Genomic DNA, 24,347 nt, shown 5'->3' on the forward strand with positions numbered 1-24,347 from the left:
ACATGCCCCCGCGACCTGTGACCCCCCGAGACATCTACGAACTGCGGCTCTGGCAGATCTGGTCGGACCTCCTCCACGTGGACGACATCGGGGTGAAGGACGACTTCTTCGCCCTCGGTGGCGACCACGCCAAGGCGGAGGCCGTCCTTGACACGATGGCGGCGCAGCTCGACGCTCCGCCGCTCTCGATGGAGATGTTCCTCGAGGCGCCGACGATCGAGCGCATCGGCTGCCTCCTGCGCGCGCGATCGAGGAAGCTCTGCGAGCAGCCCGTCGTGCCGCTCCAGCCGCACGGCTCGAAACGCCCGTTCTTCTTCCTGCCGAGTGGGGAGGGAAACGTCTACTACTTCCACGCGCTCGCGCGCCGGATGGCGCCGGACCAGCCCTTCCACGCCCTCCAGACCCGAGGGCTCCACGGTGCTGAACCGCCGTTCGACCAGGTGGAGGACATGGCGGCGGACCACATCGAGTCCATGCGCTCCGTGCAGCCGCGCGGGCCGTACCTCCTGGGAGGTCACTGCGTCGGCGCCATGGTCGCGCTGGAGATGGCCCTGCAGTTGCAGCGCCGCGGGGAGCGCGTGGCCTTGCTCGCCGCCATCGACGGCCTCGCGCCCGCCCCCTTCTTCCGCGACGAGATCACGGAGATCGTCCAGGACCCCTTCGAGGCCATGATCTTCTTCGGGAGAGGGTTCACGTCCTGGTTCGGTCAGGAGCTCCCGCTGAAGCGCGAGACACTGCTCGCGGTCGAGCCGGAGCGACGATCGACGTTCGTCATGGAACGCGCCAGGGAGCGCAGCATGTTCACACCGGACGAGCCCGACGACCGCGTGAGCCGTGTCGTGGATCTCGGCGCTCGCATCTGTCGCGCCGGGTACGTTCCCAAGGACGTCTACACGGGCCCGATCTCGTTCTTTCGCGCCGACGAATCCGCGCTGTGCGAGACCGCCACGGGAGGCTGGGAAGAAGTCTCGTCGCAACCGCCGCGCGTCCGGGACCTCCCCGGCGACCACGTCACGCTCGTCCTCGAGCCCCACGTCGATCGTCTGGCGCGCGAGCTCCGGGCGGCGATCGCGGAAGCGCAGGTGTGATGCCCCGTCGAAGCACGTGAGGACGATGCTGCCTCAGCGTTTCGTCCCGGGCCTTCCCAAGGGCGTTGCGGAAGGTCGTGGACAGGGCATCTCCCGTGAACGGCCCGGACGGCCCCTGCACACGAGGGAGACGGAACACCCTTCGCCGTCTCGTTGACCAACGGAATCGGCTTCGAAAGCGGCTCGGGCGGCACTCGCGCGGTGAGCGCGGGCACCGCCCGGAGCGACGTCGAGGGCGAGGAAAGCGAAAGGACTTGTTTCAGAAAAGGAGTTGAGAAGGAAGCCCCTTCATGGCCTCGCCGTGGGCAACGCTAGCACTCAGCCCGGGATCAAGTCGCGCAGATTTTCGAGGGTGATGACCCGGGAGTCCGGGTGCAGGCCCTCGGGACGTTCGAGACCGATGTACATCACGGGCTCGTCCGGGACCGGCCCGCCGTCCCACAGACCCACGGCCGTGGTGTCGCCGGACATCAGGTCGACCAGGTACCGCACCGTCAGGTACTCGCGCTCCACGAGGGCGCGCACCACCTCGGACACCGACACCTGGTTCTGCTCGACCCGGTTGGCGTACGAGATGCCCCTCAGATACAGGTGCAGCCACTTCGCGCGCCACCGATCGTCGTCCTCGCGCCGGAAAACCAGCGGCAGCGCCACGCGACCCACCCCGCGAAGCTCCGACTTCATACGCACCGTGCGCGGCTCGAACGGTCGGCCCTTCTGCTCACCGTCGCGCAGCATGAAACCGAAGAACGACTCCTCGACCTCCTCGAAGTTCTCGCCGGCGTAGATGTTGACCTGCGGAACGATGTACGCGCTGCGTACCCGGCCCAAGGACAGGTCGATGAATTCCGAGGCCCCGTCGGGCGCCTCGGTGACATCGCCCGAGTGCTCGCCCCCGACAGCCCTGAGGGATGTGTAGGAGAGCCAGGAGGCAGTGCTGTAGTCGGCGCGGAGAAGCAGCGCCGAGAGGTCGTAGTCGGTCCGGTGCTCGGTCTGCTTCCAGTGCACGAAGAAGCGCAACCGTTCGCCGTCGACCGCCGAGACCGAACCTCGCGGCAGTACGCCGAGCCCGGCCGCGGTCGCCCTGCCGCTGAGCGGGAGCGCCACGTCGAGGACCTCGGGGTCGAGCAGCAGTCGGCCCGGTGCGGGGAGCCTGCGGCGCATCTCGGCGTCGAGGGCGGTGATGAGACGATCGCGGTCGGCGGCGGGGACCGGCGGCCGGGCGTCGGCGGTGACCCAGCCGCGGCCCCGGCGGTTGACGAAGATCCGGGGTTCGTCGGTCTTCCGCTCCCGGTTCTGGAAGTGCTCGCGGACCGACAGCACGACCCGGCCGGAGACCTCGGGAGCCACCTGCACCGCGGCGGCCACCACCGCGTCCCGCTCCTCCTGGTCGGCGGCGATGCGCAGCAGGAGGTCCAGGGCGCGGAACAACTTGCCGGGAGCGGACTTCAGCAGTCGCACCGCGCCGAGGACGTCGCGCTCGGCGAGCAGCTTCTCGGCACGGCTGTCGAAGGACCGCGCCTCCTTCTCGCCCCGCGCCACGGCGAACACTTCGGCGGCGTGCGGCCAGCGCGGGTACTCGTGCGGGTGGAGACGCTCACCGAGCCGCTTGAAGGGCTCGCGGTGCGCGTGCACATCGGCCAGCTTGGCGGGGTTCGCCGCGACCACGGTGTCGAGGCCCGCGAGCAGCGCACGGCGGACCGGCCGCGGGAGGGTCCGGAACCGGGTCGGCTCCTGCAGCGTCACGTCGCCGCCCGACAGCGCGCAGGCCAGCCGCAGCACGTCGGTGATGGTGTCCAGCAGGAGGTCCGCGCCGACAGCGAGACGGGCCTCGTTGACGACCGCCCGGTTCTCCCGGATCGGGATCGTCTCCGGCTGGGGGCCGAGCGCGCACCGCTCGGCGAGGGTCTTGAGGTCGCGCAGGTGCTCCTCACCCAGTGGCGTCGTGCTGCCGGCCAAGGCCAGGTACAGGTCCGTGAGTTCGTCGTCCAGGTCCCGTCCCAGGTGCAGGACGGTCACCCGGTCGCCCGCCGAGGCGATCAACTCGTCCTGCGCCGCGAGCATCTCCTCGTAGGTGTGCTGGTAGCGGCCGTACGTGGGGAGGCTGAGCAGGTCCATTACCCCGTGCGCCAGTTGCGTCAGCACGTTCCCGCGCGACGTGTCGTCGCCGAGCGCCTCCGCCACACACCGCATCCAGAACTCTTCGGTGTCCGGCACGTTGGCCGGAAAGTCGATGAAGTACGCGTTGTGCCGGACGTGGTCGCCCACCATCTCGCTCACGGTGCGCAGCGTCCGCTTGGCGGTGTGCACGACCGCGGCCCCGGACAGACCCGACAGCCGCTCCAGCAGCTCCGCCGAAAGCTTGAAGCCCACGGATGCCAGCGCCGCGTCGAACTGCCGTGCGGCGACGGCTCCTTCTCCGGCGGAGCCCTTGGGGGAAGGAAGGCGGTGGGTGTGCCGGATGACCAGCGATGCGAGACTGTACGCCATTCGGGGATGATCGCAGAGGTGTGCGAGCCGACGCACAGGGGTTTTTCGTACGCGCTCCGAGCCACAGGACGGGCGCGGTATCGCTCGTCCGGCCCAAGGAAACGGCAGCCGACATGCCGTCCCCCCGTCGCGTGGAGTAACAGTCTCTCTATGACTAGCAGACGAAACGCTCATGCGGGCAGCGGGTGCAGGGCTCACGGCAGCCGGGCACGTACCGCCCTGATGGTCCTGGTCACCGCGGTTGTCCTCGGCACGCCCGCCCAAGCGGTGGCCGCCCCGTCGACCGTCTCGGGACGGCCCGATTGGGACGCCATCGCCGCATGCGAATCCGACGGCAACTGGCAGGCGAACACCGGGAACGGCCACTACGGCGGTCTGCAGTTCACGCAGTCGAGCTGGGTCGCGGCCGGCGGGCTCGAGTACGCCCCGCGCGCGGATCTGGCCACCCGCGAGGAACAGATCGCCGTGGCCGAACGCCTGGCCCGTCTCCAGGGGATGTCGGCCTGGTCCTGCGCCTGAACACCCGGCCCCTCCTGTGGGCGGAGTCGAGGGGTGTCTTCCCGTTCGATCCACTGTGCGAGGGCCTGCACACCGCGCGGGAAGGCTGCGGACGCCTTCTCTTCCGGCGGGCACCACGTTCGCGCTGGTCGAAGACGTGTGAACCGCTCCGGGTCCGACGGAGGCTCTGCTGTGCCCTGAGCGGTTCACGGGCGCCGTGCGGCGACAGCGCTGTGGTGATCGCGTCAGTCGGCTCGTGCTCGGGCGACGATGCTGGTGACGAGTCGCTCCGCCGCCTTGCCCCGGGACCGGACCAGCAGGCGCAGGGGCTGCGGTAGGTGCTGGGGCAGGTCGGTGGGGGCTGTCACCAGCCAGCGTGTGGACAACGTCCTTCCCGCCTTGACGGTGGTGGGGCGGACGGGGTGTCGGGGGAGGGCCTTCCAGCGGTCGGGCACGAGCAGTTGTGGGCTGACGACTGTGGTGGCTGTCGCCGTGATGGTGGTGGTGACCCGCACGGCTCCGCCCGGTTCCACGGGGACGAGGCCGTGCGGGGGTGTCTCGAAGGTGAGGGAGAGCCGGGGGTCTTCCGTGCGCCACGACTGCCAGGCGGCAACTCCCACGGCGCCGCCCGAGGCGCGTACGGCGGTGAGCCTGAGGGCGGTGGTGGTGACGGCCCTCTCCAGGAGGATCCGGTTGAGGGCCCCTGGTCGGGGGGCCTGCGGGGTGCGGTGTTGGCCGGGCAGGGGACGCCATCTGCCGCCCCGGCCGAGGTACTGGAGTTCGTAGGAGTCGGGGGTGCGGACTCCGCCGCCGTCGTCGTAGAAGGAGATGCGCAGGTCCGATACGGGTGTGGGGACGCCGAAGTCCACGGCGAGCCAGTCGCCGGCGTGGGGGCTGCCGTAGTTGGTCCACCGCGATGACGGTGTGTCGAGGTGGAGGTCCTGCCCGTCGATGGCCTTGGCCGGGCTGTCGAGGGGGAACGTGTACGAAGCATGTGCGAGCGGGTGGCCCTTCTGTTCGACGTTCGCCAGGTCGTCGACCTCGCGGGGCAGGGTGCGCCGCCTGGTCCCGCCGACGGTGAGCGTCACCGGCTCCAGGTCGGACTGCCGGTGTACCGGCCGGCCGTTCAGCCAGACACTCAGACCGGCTCCGTGTCCGTAGTGCCGGCCGCTGCGGTCGAAGAGCACGCTGAGGTTGTGCCCGTGGTAGGGGAGGTTCTCCACGGCGAAGTGATCCCATGCGCGCGGTACCAGTGGCGCGATGGCAACGGTGGCATCGGGCCGGGAGCGGATCCCGAGCAGCCCGGACAGGACCAGGTCGTTGAAGGTGGAGTGGTTGTAGTCCTCACTGTGCCCGCGGCCGTCGTAGATCCAGCGGTCCTCGTCGGGGTGGTGCGCCTCGGCGACGTACGGCTTGCCGTCCTTGCGGTGGGTCAGTGCGTAGGCGCGGAGCACGGCGTAGTAGTCGGTGCGGTCGACGTGGGACTGGGCGGGGTAGTCGATGAGGAGGTTGGCCAGGGCGGTGAGCGTCTGGCTGGTGGCGAACGGCCAGCTCGGACCGTTCCAGCGACAGCAGCCTTCGAGTGCCTGATACATGAACCACGGGCTGCGCCGCTCGACCGTGGTGGGACCGAAAGGCGCGGAGAATCCCTCGGGGTCGCGCAGGTGGGCCCATGCCGCAGCGTTGCCCGCCGGAGCCATGTGGAAGTACCACGGCAGGAAGCCGATCTGCTCGCGGTCGGCGATCCTGCGCCGTTCGGGATTCTTGTCGCGCATGACGTGCTTGTAGAACTGATCTTCCTCGTCCCACAGCCAGCGCTCCTGCTGCGCCTGCAGAGCACGGGCACGCTCGTCGTAGCGGTCGGCCTTCGCCTCGTCGCCTCTGCGGCCACGGCGCCGCAGGAGCGCGGCGATCGCCTTGGCGTCGCCGTACTGGTAGGCGTTGAGAGTGGGGCGGAACCCCTCACCACCGTGGTACGGGTCGTCGCTCTGGTAGGAGCTCGCGGTGTACTCCATCGCGTCCCACACCGGTGTCTGCCAGTAGAGACCGACCTCGTCGTCGAACTGTGGAGCCCATCGCCCCCACTGGCGCTCCAACTCGTCGAGCAGTCCCAAGGCGTGCTCCCACCTGCCGTCGGTCGATGCCCGGGCCGCGACGGCATCCGCGATCCAGAAGGAGTACTGGTGTGCCCAGTCGGTGGTGTTCTTGTTGAGGAAGTCCGTGGCCGGTTTGGGGCCCGAGCCGCTGCCGCGCAGCCAGTAGCCGATGTAGTCGTCGAGGTAGCGGTGGTCGCGCAGCCAGCGCGCCTCGCGGATGTGGTGAGCGGCGGCGGCGTTGATCCCGCCGTACGGCGCGGAGTAGCCGACCGGACCCAGGAACTCCGAGAAGATCCAACCTTCCTGGGGCCCGGTGTACTTCAGGGCATGCTTGATCACGCGCCACCGGTAGTAGTAGGTGTCCCGGATCGCGGCGTCGGGCAGGTCGACGAAGGGGATGTTCGCCTCGTACCACTCGGCCTCCGGCAGGTCTCCCAGCAGTGACCGGTGGTCCAGGAAGGCTGTTCCGGGGCCCACCGCCGGATACGACGGAGACGCGACCGGCCGCTTGCCGGCTGCGGGCGCTTCGCCCGGAGGGCCGCCCGGTGCGCTCACGCGTGCGGCCGCGCCGGGCGGCACCGCACCGTTCAGGGCCACCGCGCCCAGGGCTGCGGCGCCGTGGTGAAGAAGCCGCCGACGATCGAGGGCCATGCGGGCACTCCTTCTGCGGGAACGAGTGGACAGGGCTGCCCGAGCGACTGACGGACCGTGTCCGACAACGTTGTCTGTCAGAGGTTCCCGCTCAGACTGCCATGAGTCGGGTCCACAGCTGAAGAGTCCGTACGGCGTGGGAAAAGACTGGCCTGTATGGGTGACCTGCCGGTCGGCGATTATTCGGTGGATCCGCCCTCGTCGAGTTCCTACAGTGACCGGACCTCCCCTCGTCACGAAAAGTGGATCATGCGTGTGCCCTACCCCCGTACGCCTCATCTCCCGTGGTCACCGGGGGCGGCGTCGGACGACATACGAGCCGGTGACCTGTCCGGGCTGCGCGGCCGCGAGGTCGTGGTCACCGAGAAGCTCGACGGGGAGAACACCACCCTCTACGCCGACGGGCTTCACGCCCGGTCGCTGGATTCCGCGCACCATCCCTCGCGGGCGTGGGTGAAGAGCCTGCAGGGGCGGATCGGCGCGGAGATCCCGCAGGGCTGGCGGGTGTGCGGCGAGAACCTCTTCGCACGGCACTCGATCGCGTACGAGGACCTGGAGAGTTGGTTCTACGGGTTCTCCGTCTGGGACGGCGGCAACCGCTGCCTGGGCTGGGACCGGACGGTCCGGTTCCTGCGGCGGCTGGGAGTTCCGGTGCCGCAGGTGCTGTGGCGGGGTGTCTTCGACGAGCGTGCGCTGCGCGCGCTGCGGCTGGACACCGCGCGCCAGGAGGGCTACGTCGTACGCACCGTCGAGGGGTTCGGCCGGCAGGAGTTCGGGCGGCGGGTGGCCAAGTGGGTGCGCAAGAGGCACGTTCGAACCGATACGCACTGGATGCACGCCGCTGTCGTGGAGAACGCTCTGGGACCGAACGCCGCGCTGTGGGCGGTGCGTTCGGGGGCGGTCGCCGACGTGCCGTCCCTGTCGGCCGCGCTGGGCGTCGCCCCGGAGGATCCGGCCGCCGCCGAGGCCGCCGTCGCCGATGTGTCCGCGAGACTGGACGTGCTGGGCCGGTCCGGGGACGCACGGCTGGAGGGCGTCCTGGCCGCGATGCTCCACAGCACGCGCCGGGCGTGGCTCGGGCCCCGCCTCGCGGGACCGCTGGGCATGCGGAGCGCCCGCCGCACCGCAGATCTGGTCGGGCTGTCACCGAGGCTTCAGCGCCCGTACCCGGACGGCGACCGCCGGACCGGCCTGGTACGCATCGCCCTCGCCGCCGACCTGGGGGTGCTCCACGCGGTCGCGGGGGCGGTCGCGCACACCGCCGAGGCTCGTGAACAGGTCGAATGGTCCGCGCTGCACGCCGAGGACGCAGGGCTGCTCGGCGCATCGCCGCTGAAGCCGCTGCGGGCCGGGCTGCAGGACGCACTCGCCGGCCTCGGCCCCGCTGCCGCCGACCGGTGCTGGGCGGAGGCGCGGGACGCGTTCGCCGAAGGGCGGGTCGCCACCGTCGACGAGGCGGTGGCGGCAAGCTGGCGATGGCGTTCCGGGGCGTTTCCCCTGCTGATCCATCTCGTCGGGCCGTCGGGCAGCGGGAAGAGCACCTTCGCCAGGAGACTCCCCCGGACCGACTCGTGCGTCTCCCTCGACGAACTGCGCCGGGCCCGGGGCTCTCGGACCGACCAGCGGGCCAACGGGGACGTCCTGCGGGAGGGCCTGGACCGGCTCGACGCGGCGCTGGCCGGCGGCGGGACCGTGGTGTGGGACGCCACGTCCCTCAACCCGCACCAACGTTCCCTGGTACACGGGGTGGCACGGCGCCGCGACGCCCTGGTCACTCACGTGGTCGCGCTGGTCGACGAGGACGAGCTGGCACGGCGCAACGAGAGACGTGCGCACCCGGTGCCGCCCGCGGTGCTCACCTCGCAGCTGCACCGGTTCACCCCGCCCTACCCGGCCGAGGCCCACCGCACTTGGTACGTCGGAGCGGGCGGAACCGTCGACGACACCGAGGGCACGCTGGACGGCACCGTGGACGGAGGAGAGGCGTGATGCGTACGAGCGACGAGGTCTATCACCGGGTCCGTTGGGACCCGCGGTTCGATCCGGCCCGGTTCGTGCTGGGGATCACCCAGCGCGGTGCCGCCCCCAAGCGGGTCCCGCTGCCCTCGTTCGTGCCCGGCGGCGACATCCCGTGGCACCGGGTGCTGTTCGTCGAGGCGGACGGCGAGCTGGTCTGGGACCGCGCCACCGGTGTGGACCGCATCGACACGTCGGACGCCGGCCGGGTGCGGCACCCGCGCCTGCTGCGAGCGCCCTTCTTCACAGCCGGGACGCCCTACGGATGGGAACCGGCAGAGGGGTGGCGCCCCACGGACGGCGCACCCCGGACGACCGTGCCGAGCGCGGGAAGTCTGCGCGTACTCACCTGGAACACGCTGTGGGACCGGTACGACAGCGACCGCATCGACACCGCCCGGCGCCGCCCCCTGCTGCTCGCAGCCCTGGAGGACGCCGATGCGGACGTCATCGCGCTCCAGGAGGTCGAAGCCGGTCTGCTCGCCCTGCTGCTGCGGGCGCCCTGGGTCCGCGCCGGTTACACCCTGGGCACCGACCCGGGAGGGAAGGACGTCGAGAACAGCGGGCTCCTGCTGCTCAGCCGGCTGCCCGTACGGGAGGCGGGGCGGCACGAACTCGGACCGCACAAGGCCGTCACCGCCATCACCGTGGAGACCGGCTCCGGTCCCCTCGTGGTGGCCACGACCCATCTGAGCAGTGACCACTCCCACAACGGCCCGGCCCGGCGGCAGGCCGAACTGGGCCGACTCGCCGAGGGACTCGGCGGCGTGGACGGCGATCTGATCCTGGTCGGTGACTTCAACGACGGCGGCGACGAACCGGCTGCCGCGCTCGGGCTGCGGGACGCCTGGACGGAGGTCCACGGGCCCGGCGACCGGACGCCCACGTTCGACCCGGGCGTCAATCCGCTGGCCGCGGTGTCCTCGCTGTCCGGCCGGGCCTCCCGGCTGGACCGGATCTTCCTGCGCGCGGGGCGGGTGCGGGCGACCGGGGCCTTCCTGCGGGGCGACTCGCCCACAACGGACGGGCTCTACGTCTCGGACCACTACGGCGTGGAGGCGGACCTTCAGCTGAGCGGTACCGGGCCCACGGGGGTCCTCGACGCCCGGCCGACAGCCCGCACCGCACTGGCGTGGATACCTCCCCAGGAGCTGTGGCCGATGCTCCAGGGCATCCGCCAGGAGCACGATCCGCAGGTCCACCGCTGGCCGCCGCACGTCAATCTGCTCTTCGGTTTCGTGCCGGAGTCCGACTTCGAGCAGGCCGCCCCGCTGCTGGCCGAAGCGGCGGCCGGCACGGCGGCCTTCACCGCTCGGCTGGACGGGGTGCACACCTTCGGGCACCGGGACGATGCCACCGTCTGGCTCGACCCGGCGGCCGACGAAGCGCCGTGGGCAGGACTGCGCCGCGCTCTGGAGGAACGCTTTCCGCGCTGCCGCGGGCGCGCCGAGGGCTTCACCCCCCACCTCACCCTGGGTCGGACGAGGGATCCGCAGCGCCTCGCCGCCGCATGCGCCGCCCGGCTCGACGGGATGTCGGCACGGGTGGGAGAACTGGTCCTGCTCTCCCGCCGGGGCGACGAACCGATGCGTCCACGCGCCACGATCGCGCTCGGAACGGGCGACGTACGGTGGCTGCCCGACACCCCCGATCCCGCCACCACCGAGCCGGCCGCGGAGAGCGGGGCCCGGGCCGCCCTGGCGCGCAGGACGGCGCAGCGCATCTCCGCGGCGCTGGATGACGGGGTCGTCCACATCGTCGGATCACGGCGCATGGGCTGCGCTCTGGCCGGAGCGGACCTGGACCTGGTCGCGGCGCTGCCGGGCAGCGTCGACCTGGCCGACGTCCGGGCACGGGTGACCGCCGCGCTGCCGGACGGCACCCGGGTGCGGCAGGTGACCGGCGCTCGGGTGCCGGGCCTGCGGCTACGCACCGGTGATCTGGACGTCGACCTGGTCGTCGTCGCCACCGGAACGCTCGACCCCGGCGAAGCAGTGGCCCGCCGCGCCGAGTTGGACCAGGCGGCGGCGATCGCCCTGAGCGCGGTGAGCGACGCGCACGCGGTACGGGCCGCGGTGGGCGACCACCACACCGCTTTCACCCGGCTCGCCAGGCAGGTGAAGGCGTGGGCCGGGGCGCGCGGCCTCGACTCGGCCCCCTTCGGCGGACTGCCGGGCCTGGCCTGGTCGGTGCTCGCGGCCCGCACGACACGCGAGGCCACGGACTCGGCCGCTCCGGACCTGCTCCGCCACTTCTTCGGCACCTGGGCCGCCTGGGACTGGAGGGACCCGGTCGGCCTCACACCCACCGGAACGGGACCGCACACGCCCGTGGCACTCATGACGCCCACCGATCCCGTCCGCAACTGCGCCGGACAGGTCGGCGCCGGCTTCCGGGACCTGCTGACCGATGAGCTCTACCGCGCCTGGACCATCCTGGAAACGGCAGCGGATGCGGACACGAATCCCTGGCCCGAGCTGTTGTCGCCCCCCTCCCTGCACCGGCAGCACGCGGCCTGGGCGATCCTGGCCGTGCGCCCGGGCCCCGCCGAGGAGTTCGAGGAGACTTCGGGGCGCGTCCGGGGGCGTCTGCGAGCGCTGCTCACCGCTCTGGAGGACGCCGGAGCGGCGGACGCGTACGCCTGGCCCCGCCCGTTCGAGACGGGGCCGGGATTCGTACGGTACGCAATCGGCCTCGGCCGCACCCCGCCCGATGCCGCCCGGCTCGCGGAAATCTCCGAGGAGTGGGGCAGAGGACTGCGCGGGGTCGACGTCACGTGGGCGGAGTGCGGCACCGTACCGACCCTGCGTTGACCGGTTGACCGGGGGATGGTGCGTCAAGGCGCTGTCATGGTGTCGCGCTCATCGGCCAACGCGGCTGTACGGGAACTGACTTCGGCCTCCAGCGCGGCGGCTGGCGTCCGCCGTGCGCCTTCCCGGACGATCTCGTCCAGCAGTGAGCTGCCACTTGGCGTGGTGCCGTCCTCGTCGACTACCGCGAGCACGGGCACATCTCTCCGACCGACGCGGCAACGCCGGCCTTGCTCGATGACCTGTCGATCGACCCGTCGGGAGGCACGCCCGCTTCCGTCAGGGCTGATCCACAGGTACCGAGCACTGCTCCACCTCGACAAATGTCCCGACGGAAATGTCCCGACGGAGTCGAGCTCAGGACGAAGGGACCGACAGCTCGGCGGTCGGTCCCTTCGTGGTCTTCCGATTCAGGTGGTGCGCCGGTCGGCTGTGGCGTCGACGGTCAGGCTGCGGTGTCTCTCCGGGTGTGCTGCTCGGCGTCGCGGAGCGATTCGATCAGGGAGATGCGCGCGCGGGCCACCCGGGAACGCACCGTTCCTATGGGGCAGTTGCTGAACAGCGCCGCTTCCGCGTAGGGCACCCCGAGTAACTGGGTGAGGACAAAAGCCTCGCGGCGTTCGTCGGGCAGGTCGGCCAGCAGGTCGGCGAGGGCGATGCCGTCGTCGAATCCGGGCAGGTTGTGCGGCTGGGCGCGTTCGGCCGCGGCCTGCCAGTCGTCGGTGTCCGACAGCCGAGGCCGGGTGGCGGTGTACCGGAAGCTGTCGACCACCGCGCGGCGAGCGATGGTCAGCAGCCAGGAGCGGGCCGAGGAGCGGCCTTCGAAACGATGCAGGCTGCCGAGCGCCCGCAGGAAGGTGTCCTGGGTCAGGTCGTCGGCGGACTGGGGGTCGACACCGAGACTGGTCACGTACCGGCGGACGTCTCGGTGCAGGGCCCGGACGAAGCGCTCGGCGGCCTCGGCGTCACCAGTGCGGGCAGCGAGCGCCCAGACCGTCGCCGAGTCGTCGGGCGAGATGGGCAGGGCAGGAGCGGTCATGTGGCGTCCTTCTCGGGAGTCCGGACCCGGCGGCGAACGGCGGCGGGCCCGGTGACGGCGTGCGACCACGCAGGGGTGAGCGAGGTACGACCGCACGGAGGCGTACGGCCGATGCCCGAGCCGCCTGGGCGCGGGGAGCCTCGGCGGCACCGGGAAACCGGCTGTCAGGTGACAGCGGTTGCGGTGGGCGGGCCCCGAGAAGTGATGGTGTGGACGAGGAGGAACTGCCGTGGTGCGCGGGCCGATCGGTCTCGCTGGGGGCGGACGCCCGGACGGTGCGGCGGTGTGGGCAGCAGGAGCGGCAGCCGCAGCGGTGCGACGAACCACCCGGCGAGTGTCCGCAGGATGCGGAAGGCGGCGCGTTCGCCGTAGCCGAGCCACAGGCCGCACAGCAGCACCACCAGTACGTGGGCCGCGAACATGCCGACCGACGAGATGCCGGCCGTGTCGCTGCCCATGTGATCCAGGTGTGCCACGTGTTCCAGCGGCGTGCCGTGTGCCCTGGCGGGGTGACGAGTGGTGGGCCGGGCCAGGTGCGGCTCGTGGCGCTGCGCGATCGCCTGGGCCAGCGAGTACCACGTGTGCAGGACTGCCTGGGTGGCCATCGCGACGGAGACGACCAGGAGGAGCCCACGCTCTCGTCCGGCCAGGCACCAGGTGGCTCCGCCGACCGTTACGGCCGCTGCGGCGACGGCCCACCACGGCACGGCGGAGCCGGACACCGTTCCGTGCCCCAGGGCGGCGAGCAGCGCACAGACGGCCGCGAACACCGCGGCCCGTACCGCGCGACAGCACCACCCAGCAGTCATGGCGGGCTCATCCTCGCATCCGTGCTTCTCGCTTCGCGGCTGTTCCTGCCGGATCAGTACGGAGGGTGGCCGAAAACCCGACTCACCCCCGCCCCTGTGAATCAACTCACAGTACTGACAAGGAACTTGAGGAGGGATGGAGCCGACGCGGTCGGCGCCGTCCGTCGTCGACCGCCGGGAACCGCCTGCCGGAAGCAGCCGACTTCTCAGAGGAAGGTGAGTGACAGGAGACGACGACCGGGGCCGACGGGCCCAAGAGGAGGCCGAGCGTCATGAAGTGGTACGAGGACGATTCCCTGTGGTCCGACTTCGCGCCCACGATGTTCTCCCCGGAGCGTGCGGAGTCCGTCGCGGAGCTGGTGGCCACCTCGCCCCTCCTGCGCTTCCCGCCCGGATCGCGGGTGCTCGACCTGTGCTGCGGTCCCGGTCTGTTCCTGGTGCCGCTGGCCGGGCAGGGCTTCGACGTCACGGGTGTCGACCTCAGTGAGGCGATGCTGGACCGGGCGAGGAGCGCGTGCGAGGAGGCCGGAGCCGACGTGCGGCTGGTACGGGCGGACATGCTCACCTACACGGCCCCCGAAGCATTCGATGTTGTCCTGAACATGTTCACGTCCTTCGGGTACTTCGACGACCCGGAGGACAACCTCCAGGTTCTCCGCAACGCCTGGAAGAGCCTCGCCCCTGACGGGCAGCTCCTCGTCGACGTCATGGGCAAGGAGGTCCTGGCCGGCTGGATCGGGCGTCCTCAGGCCGTCGACCTGCCGGACGGCTCGTACGTCGTCCAGCGGGACGTCGTCTTCGACAGCTGGCGGAAGCTGCGGACCGACTGGACGTTGGTGCGGGGCACGTCGGCGCGCACGGCGTCCCTGACGTCCTGGCTCTACAGCGCCGCCGAGCTGCACGACCTGTTCGTGGCTGCCGGGTTCGCGGAGGTGGAGTGCTTCGGCGGCTTCGACGGTTCCGCGTACGACCACCACTCACGGCGGCTGATCGTTCGGGGGCGCAAGAAATGACGCGGGCCGTGACGTCCGCCCGCGTCGCGCCACGGGCGGGTACGGCCGCGCGTGGTCCACCGAGCCCCGGCACGGGCGGCAACCGAACGCGCACGCATCCACTGCCGTCCGCTCGTGGCCAACTGTTCGGCGCCCGTATCACTGGAGGACCGGTACGACATGCCACCGCACCACGAGAACCACGACCGCACGCGTATCCTCGCAGCAGCGGCCCGACCGCCGGAACGCGACCCGTGGGCGGTGCCCGGGGAAGCACGGACGGCCGTCGCCGCTTCACGGTCGCCCACCGCCACGGCCGAATCGACCGCACCGGTGCACGACCACATCACCGATGCCATCAAGGCACCCGCCCTGATCCGGCTCGGGGACAATGTCGTGCTCGCCCGCTTCGAGACGATGAAGGTCTACGCGGCGCTGGGCGCCGTCCGCACGCTGCTGCGCCGTGGACGCGTCGTCCCCGGACAGACGCTCGTCGACAGTTCGAGCGGCATCTACGCCCTGGCACTCGCGATGGCCTGCCATCGCTACGGCCTGCGGTGCCACATCGTGGCCTCCACGACGGTCGACTCGGTCATGCGGGCCCAGCTGGAGGTGCTCGGCGCGACGGTCGACCAGATGCCTCCGTCCCGGAACCTCAAGCTCGACCAGGAACGCCGCGTACGCCATGTGCGAAAGCTGCTGGCCGCCCGCCCCGACTTCCACTGGATGCGGCAGTACCACGACTCCGTCCACTACGTCGGCTACCGGGAGTTCGCGGACCTCGTCACCGGGACATTGGCCGACGTACCCCTGACCGTCGTCGGCGCGGTCGGCACCGGCGCCTCCACCGGTGGACTGGTGCAGGCCCTGCGCGAGACGGGACGGGCGGTACGCCTGGTCGGGATCCAGCCGTTCGGCAGCGTCACCTTCGGCAGTGAGCGGTTCAGCGACCCCGAGGCGATCATCGCGGGCATCGGGAGTTCCATACCCTTCGACAACGTCCGGCACGAGCTGTACGACACCGTGCACTGGGTGGACTTCCGGCACGCCATGGCCGGCGCCGTCGGCCTCCTGCGGCAGCACGCGGTCTTCGCGGGTCTGTCCACCGGAGCCGCGCACCTGGTCGCCTCGTGGGAGACGGACCGCGATCCCGAACGTCTCCACCTCGTCCTGGGCGCGGACACCGGCCACCGCTACGCCGAACGGGTCTTCGCCCGGCACACCGAGGCAGAGGACATGCGGGCGCTCCGGCCGCGCCGCATCCGTGCGCTCGGCGAACTGCGGCCGCCCTGGTCGGTGATGGAGTGGGCCCGGCGGCCCGATCCGGGGAACTTCCGGCCGGACCGGTGCCCCGACGAGGACAGCGCCGACACCGCCGGACACGTCTCGTCCACGGAGGTGACGCCATGACCATCGCAGCACTGGAATCGCTGTCCTTCGGTCTGGGCCGCATGGTCGCGGCGGCAGCCGACGCCGGGCACCGGCTGTGCCTGCTCACCGCGGACCGGTCCGTGTACCGCCATGAACTCGACACCCTGCCCGGGGACGCGCTGACCGTCATCGACGTCGACACGTTCGACGAGACGGCTACCCGGCGCGCGCTGGCAGCCCTGCCTGACCTGGCCGCGCTGCTCAACACCACCGACACCTGGAGCGTGCCGGCCGCCGACCTCGCTGCCGAGTTCGGGCTGCCCGGCCCGGACCCGGAAACGGTGCGGCTGCTCCGCGACAAGTACAGGGTGCGCGACCTCCTGCACCGCCGGGGACTGAGCCGGAGCGGTGCCGTGCGCGTGGCGCCGAGGCCGGACAGCGCCGAGGACATCTGCCGTGCGGTCGGTCTCCCGGCGGTGCTCAAGGACAGCGCGGGGACCTCCTCGCGGAACGTGTGGATCGCCCACGACGAGGAAGCACTGCGCGGTGCTCTCGCCGACGCCGGCCGGCAGCAGCTGATGGGTGACCTCTTCGCGGAGGCGTTCCTGTCCGGGCCGCTGTACAGCGCGGAGACGCTCAGCTGGGACGGCACCACGAGACTGCTGGGCGTCCTCAGCCGGCAGACGTCCCGGCAGCCGGCCGTGCGGGAGGAGGCCGCCGCCTTCCCCGTCGCTCTGCCCCAGGCCGAGTCGGATGCGATCGAGCGGTGGGTCGGGGACGTTCTGCACGCGACGGGCCACCACAGCGGCTTCGCCCACGTGGAGTTCGTCGTCACCTCCACCGGACCGGAGCTGGTCGAGATCAACCGCAGGATCGGCGGAGCGCTGGTGGGGGAGGTCCTGTGCCGCTCGCTCGGCACCAACGTGTACACCGCCATGATGGAGGAGGCGCTGGGCTCACGGCCGCGCCTCATGGACGCGCCGCTCGAGCACGACGGACCCGCACACGCTTTCGTCCTCGTCTACGCGGACCGGCCGGGCGTCCTCAAGGGCTGGCACGGGCTGGAGGAACTCGCGGCCTTCCCCGGAGAGGTGCGCTGGTACCCGACCAGGGCACCGGGGGACGTCCTGCCCCCTGTGGGTGACCAGCGCGGCTGCACCGGCATCGTGCTGGCCGAGGCCGCCACGGCGGAGCTGGCGCAGCACCGGGCGTGGAGCGCGGCCGTCCGCGTGTGGCCCGTCGTCGCCGACGATGGGCCGTAGGGCGCGGCCCGGCGGCCGGCGGATCACGGGCCCGCAGGCGTTCCTGCTGGCCGCCTCGTTCCTGATCACCCTGGGCAGCTTCGCCGTCCTGCCGTACATGTCGGTGTTGCTGCACCAGCGGCTCGGGCTGGGGCTCGGCACGGTCGGCATGGTGCTGGCCGTCGCCTCCCTGGTGCAGTTCTCCGGGGGCGTGGCGGCGGGCGCGCTGACCGCGCGCGTCGGTCTGCGGGCCACCATGCTGACGGCGCTGGCCGTGCGGACGGCCGGGTTCGCGGTGTTCGTGCCGGGGATGACCAGCCCCGTGCTCGCGGTCGTCGCCTTGTTCCTGGTCTCCTGCGGGGCGGCCCTGTACCTTCCGGCGAACAAGGCGTACTTGGTGGAAGGATCCGCGGAGGCCGACCGGCCCCGGCTGCTGGCGGTGAGCGGGACGGCGTTCAACGCCGGAATCGCCCTCGGTCCGCCGGCCGCGGCACCCCTCATCGTGGGTTCGCCCACGGTGCTCTTCTCCTGTGTCACCGTGCTGTTCGCGCTCGTCGGCGCCGGCCACGCGCTGCTGCCGGCGGCCGCACGGCCGGAGGCCGACGCGGTGGGGGCGGACACCGGTGACGCCGACGGCAGGCAGGCACACCACGACTGCGGACCGCCGCCCTTCGCCGTGACCGTCCTGAGCGTGTACGTCTTCATGTTCTTCCAGCACTATCTGGCGCTCTATGCCGTCCCCCGCACCTCGGCGGTCTTCTACGGAGCAGTGCTGACGGGCCACGCCTGCCTCCTGGCCGTCACGCAGCCGCTGCTGGCGCGGTGGACCGCCGCACTCACCTACCGGGATGCCATGAAGGTGGGGTTCGGCAGCATGGCGGCCGGGACGGCCGTCACAGCACACGGCGGGTACGTGGCCATCGGCGCGGGAGCGGCACTCATGTGCCTGGGCGAGGTCGTGCTCTTCCTCAAGAACGACCTGGAGGCGCTCGCTCGATCGTCCTCCCCGCCGGCTGTGGTCTTCGGCCGGCAGCGGCTGGCGGCCGGCCTCGGCGCGTTCGCCAGCGGGGCGGTCGGCGGCCAGCTCTACGCGGGGGCGGAAGCCGCGGGCTCGACACGGCTGTTCTGGATCGCCGTGTGCCTGCAGGGCCTGCTGCTTCCCCTCCTGCTGACGGCCGCGGCGCGTCGCCGCCGCACCGGCGGCCACCTTCCGGAAGCCGGTCGGCGACAGGAGCGGAAGCGGTCGTCGCGGGAGTGAGGGACGACATCCGCCGACACCGACGTCATGTGACTCACGCCATACGGCACTGCGGGGAACTTTCCCTCCTGCCGTCCCGACTTCTCCAACAGGGCGGCCGCACACAGCATCCTGTACTTCCCCAGTGGACGCACCGCTCACCAGCCGAAGCGACTGAAGAGGCCGCACGATGACGTCATCACCAACTCGATCCGCCCCCGGAGAGGCCGACGGCTCCGCCGTCCCCGGTGCCGACTCCGGTGAGCGGAAAAGACGAGCCACCCTGCGTTCCGATCTGCGGGCGTCCTTACCGGACGGTGTCATCGCGCTGGTCGTCACCGCTGCCGTCTTCGCCCTCCTCTACCACCGCATCCGTGCCGAGACCTCGTCGACCGTGTCCGTCATGCCCTTCATGGTCGACACGGGCGAGTTCTGGATGTACTTCCTCAGCCAGGCATTCGGCTGGTCCGCACTGCTGTGGGCCTGGATCACCGTCGTCCTCGGCCTCTTGCTCTCCGGCCCCCGCCCCTCCTGGAGCCGGCTGTCCGGCCAGCGCCTCGAACGCCTCCACCGCACCACGAGCCTCAACAGCATCGCCCTCATCGCCGCCCACGCCCTGCTGTTCGCCGCCCAACTGGTGCGCAGCGACACCGCGAGGTGGTACTCGGCGCTCGGCACGGCCTTCGTGGAGACCTTCGTCCCGGGCGGTTACGACTCCGGCACCGGCAAGCTCGCCATCCCCCTCGGACAAGCAGCGCTCTACCTGGCCATCCCCCTGGGGCTGCTCTTCTACGTCAAGCACCGCATCGGTCCCAGGACCTGGCGAGTCCTGCACCGCTTCGTGATCGTCGTCTACATCCTGAGCGTCTGGCACACACTCCTCTACGGAACGAACGTCTGGTACGACGGCTGGTTCCGTACCGCCGTATGGCTGCTCCAGCTCCCTGTCGCCGCGCTGCTTCTGCTACGCCTGGTGCGACCCGCCCGCCGCTCGGAGAAGCTGCGCGGTCCCCGCGTCCACTCGGGTTCACCCATGGGCTGGGCCCTGCGCCTGAGCGGGCGCCTTGCCGTGGTCGGCGTGATCCTCGCCCTCATCGGTGTGGTCGTCAGCGGGAACGACGGCGGCCGGACCGTTCCTCCCGCCGACACCTCGTCCAGTCACGATCACGACTGAGGCGGCGCCCCGGGCCGGGCAGTGTCGCGTCGAGTGCGGCGGCCGGTTCGGCCACCGGGGACCGGCACGACGGATCGGTCCGAGGGCAGCCGTCGATGGCCGCCGCGAGCCCCGGGCAGACACCGCCGCGAGCCGATCGGCGGGACGGCCCCTTCCCGCTGCGGATACCAGCCGTCCCGGCCGCCCGTGACACCGCCGTCGCAGGGCGCGTCACCTTTCTTCCCGCGGGGAGGAACCTCGCGGGAACCCCTCGGCCGAACGGCACGTCCTCAGCGGCGACCTCGTACGACGTGATGCCGATCAGTGCCGTGCCTCGCTCCAGAAGTCGTAGAAGTCGAGCAGGCGCCGGTGCGCGCCGGATGCGCCGCGACCTCGTAGCCCGGGGCCGGTCTCGTGCCGGGCGCCGGGGGCGGGGCGGCCCGCACCGCCGGGACCCCTCATGGCAGCACCGTCTTGGGGGCCGAGGGCCCGGCTGGGGCGGCACCGGTCAGGGCGTTCAGCCGGTGCAGCCGGGCGTACGTCCCGCCGCGCTCGAGCAGGTCGTCGTGGGCGCCGCACTCGACGATCCTGCCCTGGTCGAGAACCACGATGCGCGTGGCGTCCCGGACGGTCAGCAGGTTGTGGGAGATGACGACGGTCGTCCGCCCGGCCATGAGCCGGCGCAGCGGGTCCATGATCCGCCGGCCGGACCGCGCATCGAGGCCGGTGGTCGGTTCGTCGAGGAGGAGCACGGGTGCGTCCCTGATCATCGCGCGGGCGATCGCCAGGCGCTGGCGCTGCCCGCCGGAGAGCGTCCGGCCGCGCTGGCCGACCATCGTGTCGTAGCCCTCCGGGAGCAGCTCGATGAACTCGTGCGCGTCCGCGGCGCGCGCCGCCGCGACGATGTCCGCCTCCGTCGCCTCCGGTCGGCCGTAGGCGATGTTGTCCCGCACGGTGCCGTGGAAGACCAGCGTCTCCTGCAGGACCACCGCGACGCTCTCCCGCAGGTCGGACAGGCTCAGGTCCCGCAGATCCGTCCCGTCGAGGCGGACCGCGCCCCGGTCGGGGTCGTAGAAGCGCAGCTGCAGCTTCGCGACCGTCGACTTGCCGGCCCCGCTGGCCCCGACCAGCGCCAACGTCTCTCCGGCGGCCACGTGGAACGACACGTCCGACAGTGCCCAGGACGGCGTACCGGGATAGCGGAAGGAGACGCCGTCGAACTCCAGGTCACCCCGCGCACGGCCGATCCGGCGGGCGCCGGCGGCCTCGACGACCTGCGGCCGCTGGTCCAGCAACTCGATGATCCGCTCGGCCGCGGCGGACGCCGCGTAGAAGGTGGTGCCGAGGTGGGACAGGCCGCGGACCGGACTGTAGAGGTTGCCGATCAGCGCCAGGAAGACCAGCAGTCCGCCCAGCGTGAGCTGTCCCTGGGCCAGCTTCCAGGTGCCCAGGCTCATGACCGCGAGGACGCCGGACACCTCGATGACCTCGACGACGGATCCGTAGACGGCGCGGATCCGGGTCGAGGCCATCGTGGCCCGGAACCTGCCGACGTTCTCACGCTCGAACCGGCGCTCCTCCCACTTCTGCCGGTTGTACGCCTGCACCAGGGCGACGTTGCCCAGCGACTCCTCGGCGATCGCGCTGATCGAACCGCTGCGGCGCCTGCGTTCCCGGGACGCCTCCTTGATCAGCCGCGAGAAGTGCCGTGCGGCGCGCCAGAACAGCGGCACGATGACGAGGGCGAGGAGGGTCAGGTCCCACTGCAGATAGAACAGCAGACCGAGGAAGACACCCAGGCGGATCACGTAGTAGAGGGCGTCCGCCACCCCCGAGAGCAGGAACGTCTCGACCGTGTCGACGTCGCCCGTCACACGCGACAGCACGTCCCCGAGCCGCCGGCGTTCGAAGAATCCGAGCGACAGGCCCTGGACGTGCCGGAACACATCGGAGCGGAGCGTCAGCAGGAAGCGTTCGCTGACCCACGTGGACGTCACGTCGTCGGCGAACCCCAGAATGCCGGAGCCGAGGATGAGACCCATATAGGTCGGTGCGATCCACAGGAGCGGTCCGACGTCGCGGGGAACGAGCACATCGTCCACCACGATCTTGAAGAGCCAGATCTCCGTGGCGTCGAGGGCGGGGCCGATCAGACTGAAGAGGACGATGGGAGCGAACCAGCGCCGACCGCCGCGGGTATAGGGCCAGAACCGCCGGAACACCTCGCGCGGAGACACCGGAGGCGCGGCCGCCACCACATCGGAAGCCTCACCCACCGACAGCAGACGCCGCAGGACATGCACCATGGCATGCGTTCCTCGTGGAGGGACGGACAGAGCGGACCAGGACCTTCCGGTCTATGGTCCGCCCAGCCTCCGTGGTGTGGTTACCGGTGACCGTGGCCGTGGCCATTGCTGTGACCGTGACGGCCGCCGTGGCCGTGACGGTCGCCGTGACCGCGGTCGTGCCCATGACCATGCTTCGAGGAGTCGTCGCGGCGCGACGTGTCGTTGTGGCGGTCCCGGCGATAGGCAGGAATCAGATTGCTGAAGATAGCCATTGCGTTCCTCCTGAAACTTGCTATGCCTGGGGTACGTCTCAGGGCGGGACTTGGATGGCGTTCCGGGGCAATAAGTTGAAAATAGTTGAGTATCGCCCGAAGTCTCGACACCGTCCGGCCCAGCCGCGCCGCGCGCTCGGGCACTTCTTCGAGCGGCACACGACCGACCTATAGTTGGCCTCATGAGCCGTTGGAGGGAGCTGACCGGGGAGACGTCCGGAGAGGACTACGCCGCACGCTTCGCGGCCCTGGCCCGCAGCGGGAAGGACGTGCACGGTGAGGCGCGGTTCTGCGCAGCTCTCGTGCCTGCCGGAGCGCGGGTGCTGGACGCCGGGTGCGGTACCGGACGGGTCGTGATCCGGCTCGCGGAGCTCGGGTACGACTGCGTCGGGGTGGATCTCGACGCGTCGATGCTCGCAGTGGCGCAGAAGCAGGCGCCGGGACTGCCCTGGTTCCAAGTCGATCTGGCCGAGTTCGAGCCGGGCCTGCTCGGCATCGCGGCGGACTTCGATCTCGTGGTCGCTGCAGGCAACGTTTTCCCGTTGCTCGCCGCCGGCACCGAGGCCACGGTGGTCAAGCGCCTGGCCGCGGCCCTGCGTCCGGGCGGTCTGCTGGTCGCGGGCTTCGGCCTGGACGAAGCCCACCTGCCCGTGCCGCCCAGCATCACGCTGTCGGAGTACGACGACCACTGCGCCGCAGCCGGCTTCACCCTGGTCGACCGCTTCGCCACCTGGGACGCCGCCCCTTACGACGGCGGCGGCTACGCCGTCAGCGTCCACCGCCGGTGAGGATCTGCCGGACGTCTTGATCGCATGTGCCCGCCGGGCTGCCATGCGCCGGGTTCGTGACAGTGGAACGGCCGACAGTCGCTGTCGGCCGCTTTCCGCCGCCTTTTCGCTGGTCACGGTGGGGGCGAGTGACTGCCCGCTGCTGACACGAGGGTGACCCGGGCGCCGGAGCTCACTGTCACGACGCGGTATGTCCCCTGGTGGGTTCACTGCCACGAGGCCGGGACATCGCGACGACGCCTCCGGCCGGCCTGATGGTCATGGGCTGGGTGGTGCCGCGTCCCGGTGGTGCCGCAGCGGGGTCCTTCCGGCTGATCACCGTTCCTGTTCCACGTACTCCTTGAAGTGCTCGAGGTCGCTGCGGACGAGGCGTTCTATGGCGTTCGCCTGGGCGAAGCCCTTCGGTCCGCCGAAGGTGTCCCTGATGGTGCCGGGTTCGTACTCGAGCCGTGCCTGGATCCGGGTGTGGTTCTCGTCGATCGGCTGCAGGGAGAAGGAACCCATCAGGTCGGGAGCGCCGGTGGTGTGCCACTCCATCACGTGTTCCGCCTCGCGGTCGGAGACTTCGGCCTCGAACTCCCGGGACCGACCGCCGGCCTCGATGCCGAGGTGTGCTCGGCCCTCTGCCTGCGTACGGGCGTTTCGCAGTCCATTCACGAAGCGCGGGTAGTTCTCCACCCGGTGGAGGCTGTCCCACGCCTTGCCGATCGGGACTCCGACGTCGATGTGTTGTTCGAGGGTGCTCATGGCCCACCTCCATGTCCGGCTCATGTGCGTGTGTGGCCCTCTGGTTCCAGTGTGCGTCGGCACCGGCCGGTCGGCCGGAACACGGGACGGGGCCCAGGGGCACCCTGGGACCGGTCGAGGAGGCCGGCATCGTGCCGAAGCCCCTCGGCCCGCCCGACCCGCGCTCGGCTCCGGCCCTCCGCCCGGCGGACGCGGCGTTCCGCAGTCGGTCGTGCAGCTCGGCTGTCAGGCCCGTATCGCGCCGGCGGACGGTGAGGGCGGAGCCCCGTGGTCGAGGCGGGAAGTCGGCGGGCATCGCCCGCCACTTGATGCCGTTGTCGACGAGGTAGCGGATCGCGTCGATCATCTGCCGGTGGCAGTAGCCCTCCGGCCGCCCGCCCCGGCCCGCCGGCCATCCGGGAACCGGCAGCAGATCCCGCACCCGTGACCACTCCGCATCGCTCATGTCCGAGCTGTATCGGGGCCGGCGCTCCGGCCGGTCGGCCGCGTTCCCGAACCGATGGGCGAGACAGTCACACCCAGGAGTGGACGAACTGGACTCGGCGACCACGACCACGCGACACTTCGACACCAGGGCCTCTTGCTCCTCGCTGGATTCGACAACCGCGAGCTACCAAGAGGCCCTTCTTCTATGCACCCACACCGGCCGACTCACCCGGACCAGGGACCTGTTCGAGCCCGATCGACTCCACGAGCGGATAGAGAACAGCCAGTTACCGTGCTCAACGTATAGCGCACCGGGGGGCTTGCGGCAAGGCCCC

Annotated in this window: 17 protein-coding genes and 2 pseudogenes; 10 read left to right on the forward strand and 9 right to left on the reverse strand. The window is 71.1% G+C overall.

The genetic code is table 11. The annotated features are described in order from the left end of the window. Positions 1 to 2: 2 nt before the first annotated feature. Complete coding sequence (locus B7L92_RS17455) at positions 3 to 1,088, forward strand: thioesterase domain-containing protein (protein WP_255311015.1); 1,086 nt, start codon at positions 3 to 5, stop codon at positions 1,086 to 1,088. Positions 1,089 to 1,406: 318 nt separating this feature from the next. Here the strand turns inward: B7L92_RS17455 and B7L92_RS17460 are convergent, their stop codons facing one another. Then, positions 1,407 to 3,578 (reverse strand): TerD family protein, encoded by a 2,172-nt coding sequence (locus B7L92_RS17460; protein WP_081238518.1) that lies wholly within the window; start codon positions 3,576 to 3,578, stop codon positions 1,407 to 1,409. 150 nt (positions 3,579 to 3,728) lie between these two features. Here B7L92_RS17460 and B7L92_RS17465 point away from each other — a divergent pair, with 150 nt between their 5' ends. Next, on the forward strand, positions 3,729 to 4,097 hold the full coding sequence (locus B7L92_RS17465) for a transglycosylase family protein (RefSeq protein ID WP_081238519.1): 369 nt from the start codon (positions 3,729 to 3,731) through the stop codon (positions 4,095 to 4,097). Positions 4,098 to 4,321: 224 nt separating this feature from the next. Here B7L92_RS17465 and B7L92_RS17470 read toward each other — a convergent pair whose 3' ends face one another. Beyond that, on the reverse strand, positions 4,322 to 6,823 hold the full coding sequence (locus tag B7L92_RS17470; protein ID WP_081238520.1) for a discoidin domain-containing protein: 2,502 nt from the start codon (positions 6,821 to 6,823) through the stop codon (positions 4,322 to 4,324). Positions 6,824 to 7,072: 249 nt separating this feature from the next. Between B7L92_RS17470 and B7L92_RS17475 the strand changes: the two genes are divergently transcribed. Together B7L92_RS17475 and B7L92_RS17480 are read left to right on the forward strand one after the other, a co-directional pair. Further along, a complete protein-coding gene (locus tag B7L92_RS17475) occupies positions 7,073 to 8,812 on the forward strand; it encodes an RNA ligase family protein (protein ID WP_081238521.1) in 1,740 nt (579 codons plus the stop codon). Then, the gene (locus B7L92_RS17480) at positions 8,812 to 11,652 is read left to right on the forward strand and encodes a poly(A) polymerase (RefSeq protein WP_081238522.1); all 2,841 of its coding nucleotides are present in this window, start codon (positions 8,812 to 8,814) and stop codon (positions 11,650 to 11,652) included. The genes B7L92_RS17475 and B7L92_RS17480 overlap by 1 nt, the downstream gene beginning before the upstream one ends. A 41-nt stretch (positions 11,653 to 11,693) precedes the next feature. Here B7L92_RS17480 and B7L92_RS39510 read toward each other — a convergent pair. From B7L92_RS39510 to B7L92_RS17490, 3 genes and pseudogenes are all read right to left on the reverse strand, one after another. Beyond that, positions 11,694 to 11,843 (reverse strand): annotated as a pseudogene (locus tag B7L92_RS39510) (IS256 family transposase); the annotation flags it as partial. A 251-nt stretch (positions 11,844 to 12,094) separates the two neighbouring features. Further along, complete coding sequence (locus B7L92_RS17485) at positions 12,095 to 12,688, reverse strand: sigma-70 family RNA polymerase sigma factor (protein ID WP_081238523.1); 594 nt, start codon at positions 12,686 to 12,688, stop codon at positions 12,095 to 12,097. A 164-nt stretch (positions 12,689 to 12,852) separates the two neighbouring features. Then, positions 12,853 to 13,497 (reverse strand): hypothetical protein, encoded by a 645-nt coding sequence (locus B7L92_RS17490; protein ID WP_081238524.1) that lies wholly within the window; start codon positions 13,495 to 13,497, stop codon positions 12,853 to 12,855. A 272-nt stretch (positions 13,498 to 13,769) separates the two neighbouring features. Here B7L92_RS17490 and B7L92_RS17495 point away from each other — a divergent pair, with 272 nt between their 5' ends. The 5 genes from B7L92_RS17495 (at position 13,770) to B7L92_RS17515 (ending at position 19,512) form a co-directional block, all read left to right on the forward strand. Further along, positions 13,770 to 14,510: a class I SAM-dependent methyltransferase gene (locus tag B7L92_RS17495; RefSeq protein ID WP_081238525.1), complete on the forward strand. Its 741-nt coding sequence runs from the start codon at positions 13,770 to 13,772 to the stop codon at positions 14,508 to 14,510. A gap of 240 nt (positions 14,511 to 14,750) precedes the next feature. After that, positions 14,751 to 15,899: a pyridoxal-phosphate dependent enzyme gene (locus tag B7L92_RS17500; RefSeq protein WP_081238538.1), complete on the forward strand. Its 1,149-nt coding sequence runs from the start codon at positions 14,751 to 14,753 to the stop codon at positions 15,897 to 15,899. Continuing rightward, positions 15,896 to 17,122 (forward strand): ATP-grasp domain-containing protein, encoded by a 1,227-nt coding sequence (locus B7L92_RS17505; protein ID WP_081238526.1) that lies wholly within the window; start codon positions 15,896 to 15,898, stop codon positions 17,120 to 17,122. Before B7L92_RS17500 ends, B7L92_RS17505 begins: the two co-directional genes overlap by 4 nt. Then, a complete protein-coding gene (locus tag B7L92_RS17510) occupies positions 17,112 to 18,359 on the forward strand; it encodes an MFS transporter (RefSeq protein WP_081238527.1) in 1,248 nt (415 codons plus the stop codon). Before B7L92_RS17505 ends, B7L92_RS17510 begins: the two co-directional genes overlap by 11 nt. 169 nt (positions 18,360 to 18,528) lie before the next feature. Beyond that, the gene (locus B7L92_RS17515) at positions 18,529 to 19,512 is read left to right on the forward strand and encodes a ferric reductase-like transmembrane domain-containing protein (RefSeq protein WP_081238528.1); all 984 of its coding nucleotides are present in this window, start codon (positions 18,529 to 18,531) and stop codon (positions 19,510 to 19,512) included. A 300-nt stretch (positions 19,513 to 19,812) separates the two neighbouring features. Here B7L92_RS17515 and B7L92_RS40665 read toward each other — a convergent pair whose 3' ends face one another. Together B7L92_RS40665 and B7L92_RS17520 are read right to left on the reverse strand one after the other, a co-directional pair. Further along, the gene (locus B7L92_RS40665) at positions 19,813 to 19,953 is read right to left on the reverse strand and encodes a hypothetical protein (protein WP_159461040.1); all 141 of its coding nucleotides are present in this window, start codon (positions 19,951 to 19,953) and stop codon (positions 19,813 to 19,815) included. Further along, complete coding sequence (locus B7L92_RS17520; RefSeq protein ID WP_081238529.1) at positions 19,950 to 21,797, reverse strand: ABC transporter ATP-binding protein; 1,848 nt, start codon at positions 21,795 to 21,797, stop codon at positions 19,950 to 19,952. The genes B7L92_RS40665 and B7L92_RS17520 overlap by 4 nt, the downstream gene beginning before the upstream one ends. Before the next feature lie 436 nt (positions 21,798 to 22,233). Here B7L92_RS17520 and B7L92_RS17525 point away from each other — a divergent pair, with 436 nt between their 5' ends. Continuing rightward, on the forward strand, positions 22,234 to 22,839 hold the full coding sequence (locus tag B7L92_RS17525; protein WP_081238530.1) for a class I SAM-dependent methyltransferase: 606 nt from the start codon (positions 22,234 to 22,236) through the stop codon (positions 22,837 to 22,839). Positions 22,840 to 23,154: 315 nt separating this feature from the next. On the opposite strand, the gene B7L92_RS17530 is transcribed toward B7L92_RS17525, so the two are convergent. Both B7L92_RS17530 and B7L92_RS41405 read right to left on the reverse strand, forming a co-directional pair. Further along, a complete protein-coding gene (locus B7L92_RS17530; RefSeq protein ID WP_081238531.1) occupies positions 23,155 to 23,586 on the reverse strand; it encodes an SRPBCC family protein in 432 nt (143 codons plus the stop codon). Positions 23,587 to 23,860: 274 nt separating this feature from the next. Next, positions 23,861 to 24,031 (reverse strand): annotated as a pseudogene (locus B7L92_RS41405) (transposase); the annotation flags it as partial. Between the last annotated feature and the right edge of the window lie 316 nt (positions 24,032 to 24,347).

The sequence above is a fragment of the Streptomyces viridosporus genome, assembly GCF_002078235.1.
Taxonomy (GTDB): domain Bacteria; phylum Actinomycetota; class Actinomycetes; order Streptomycetales; family Streptomycetaceae; genus Streptomyces; species Streptomyces viridosporus.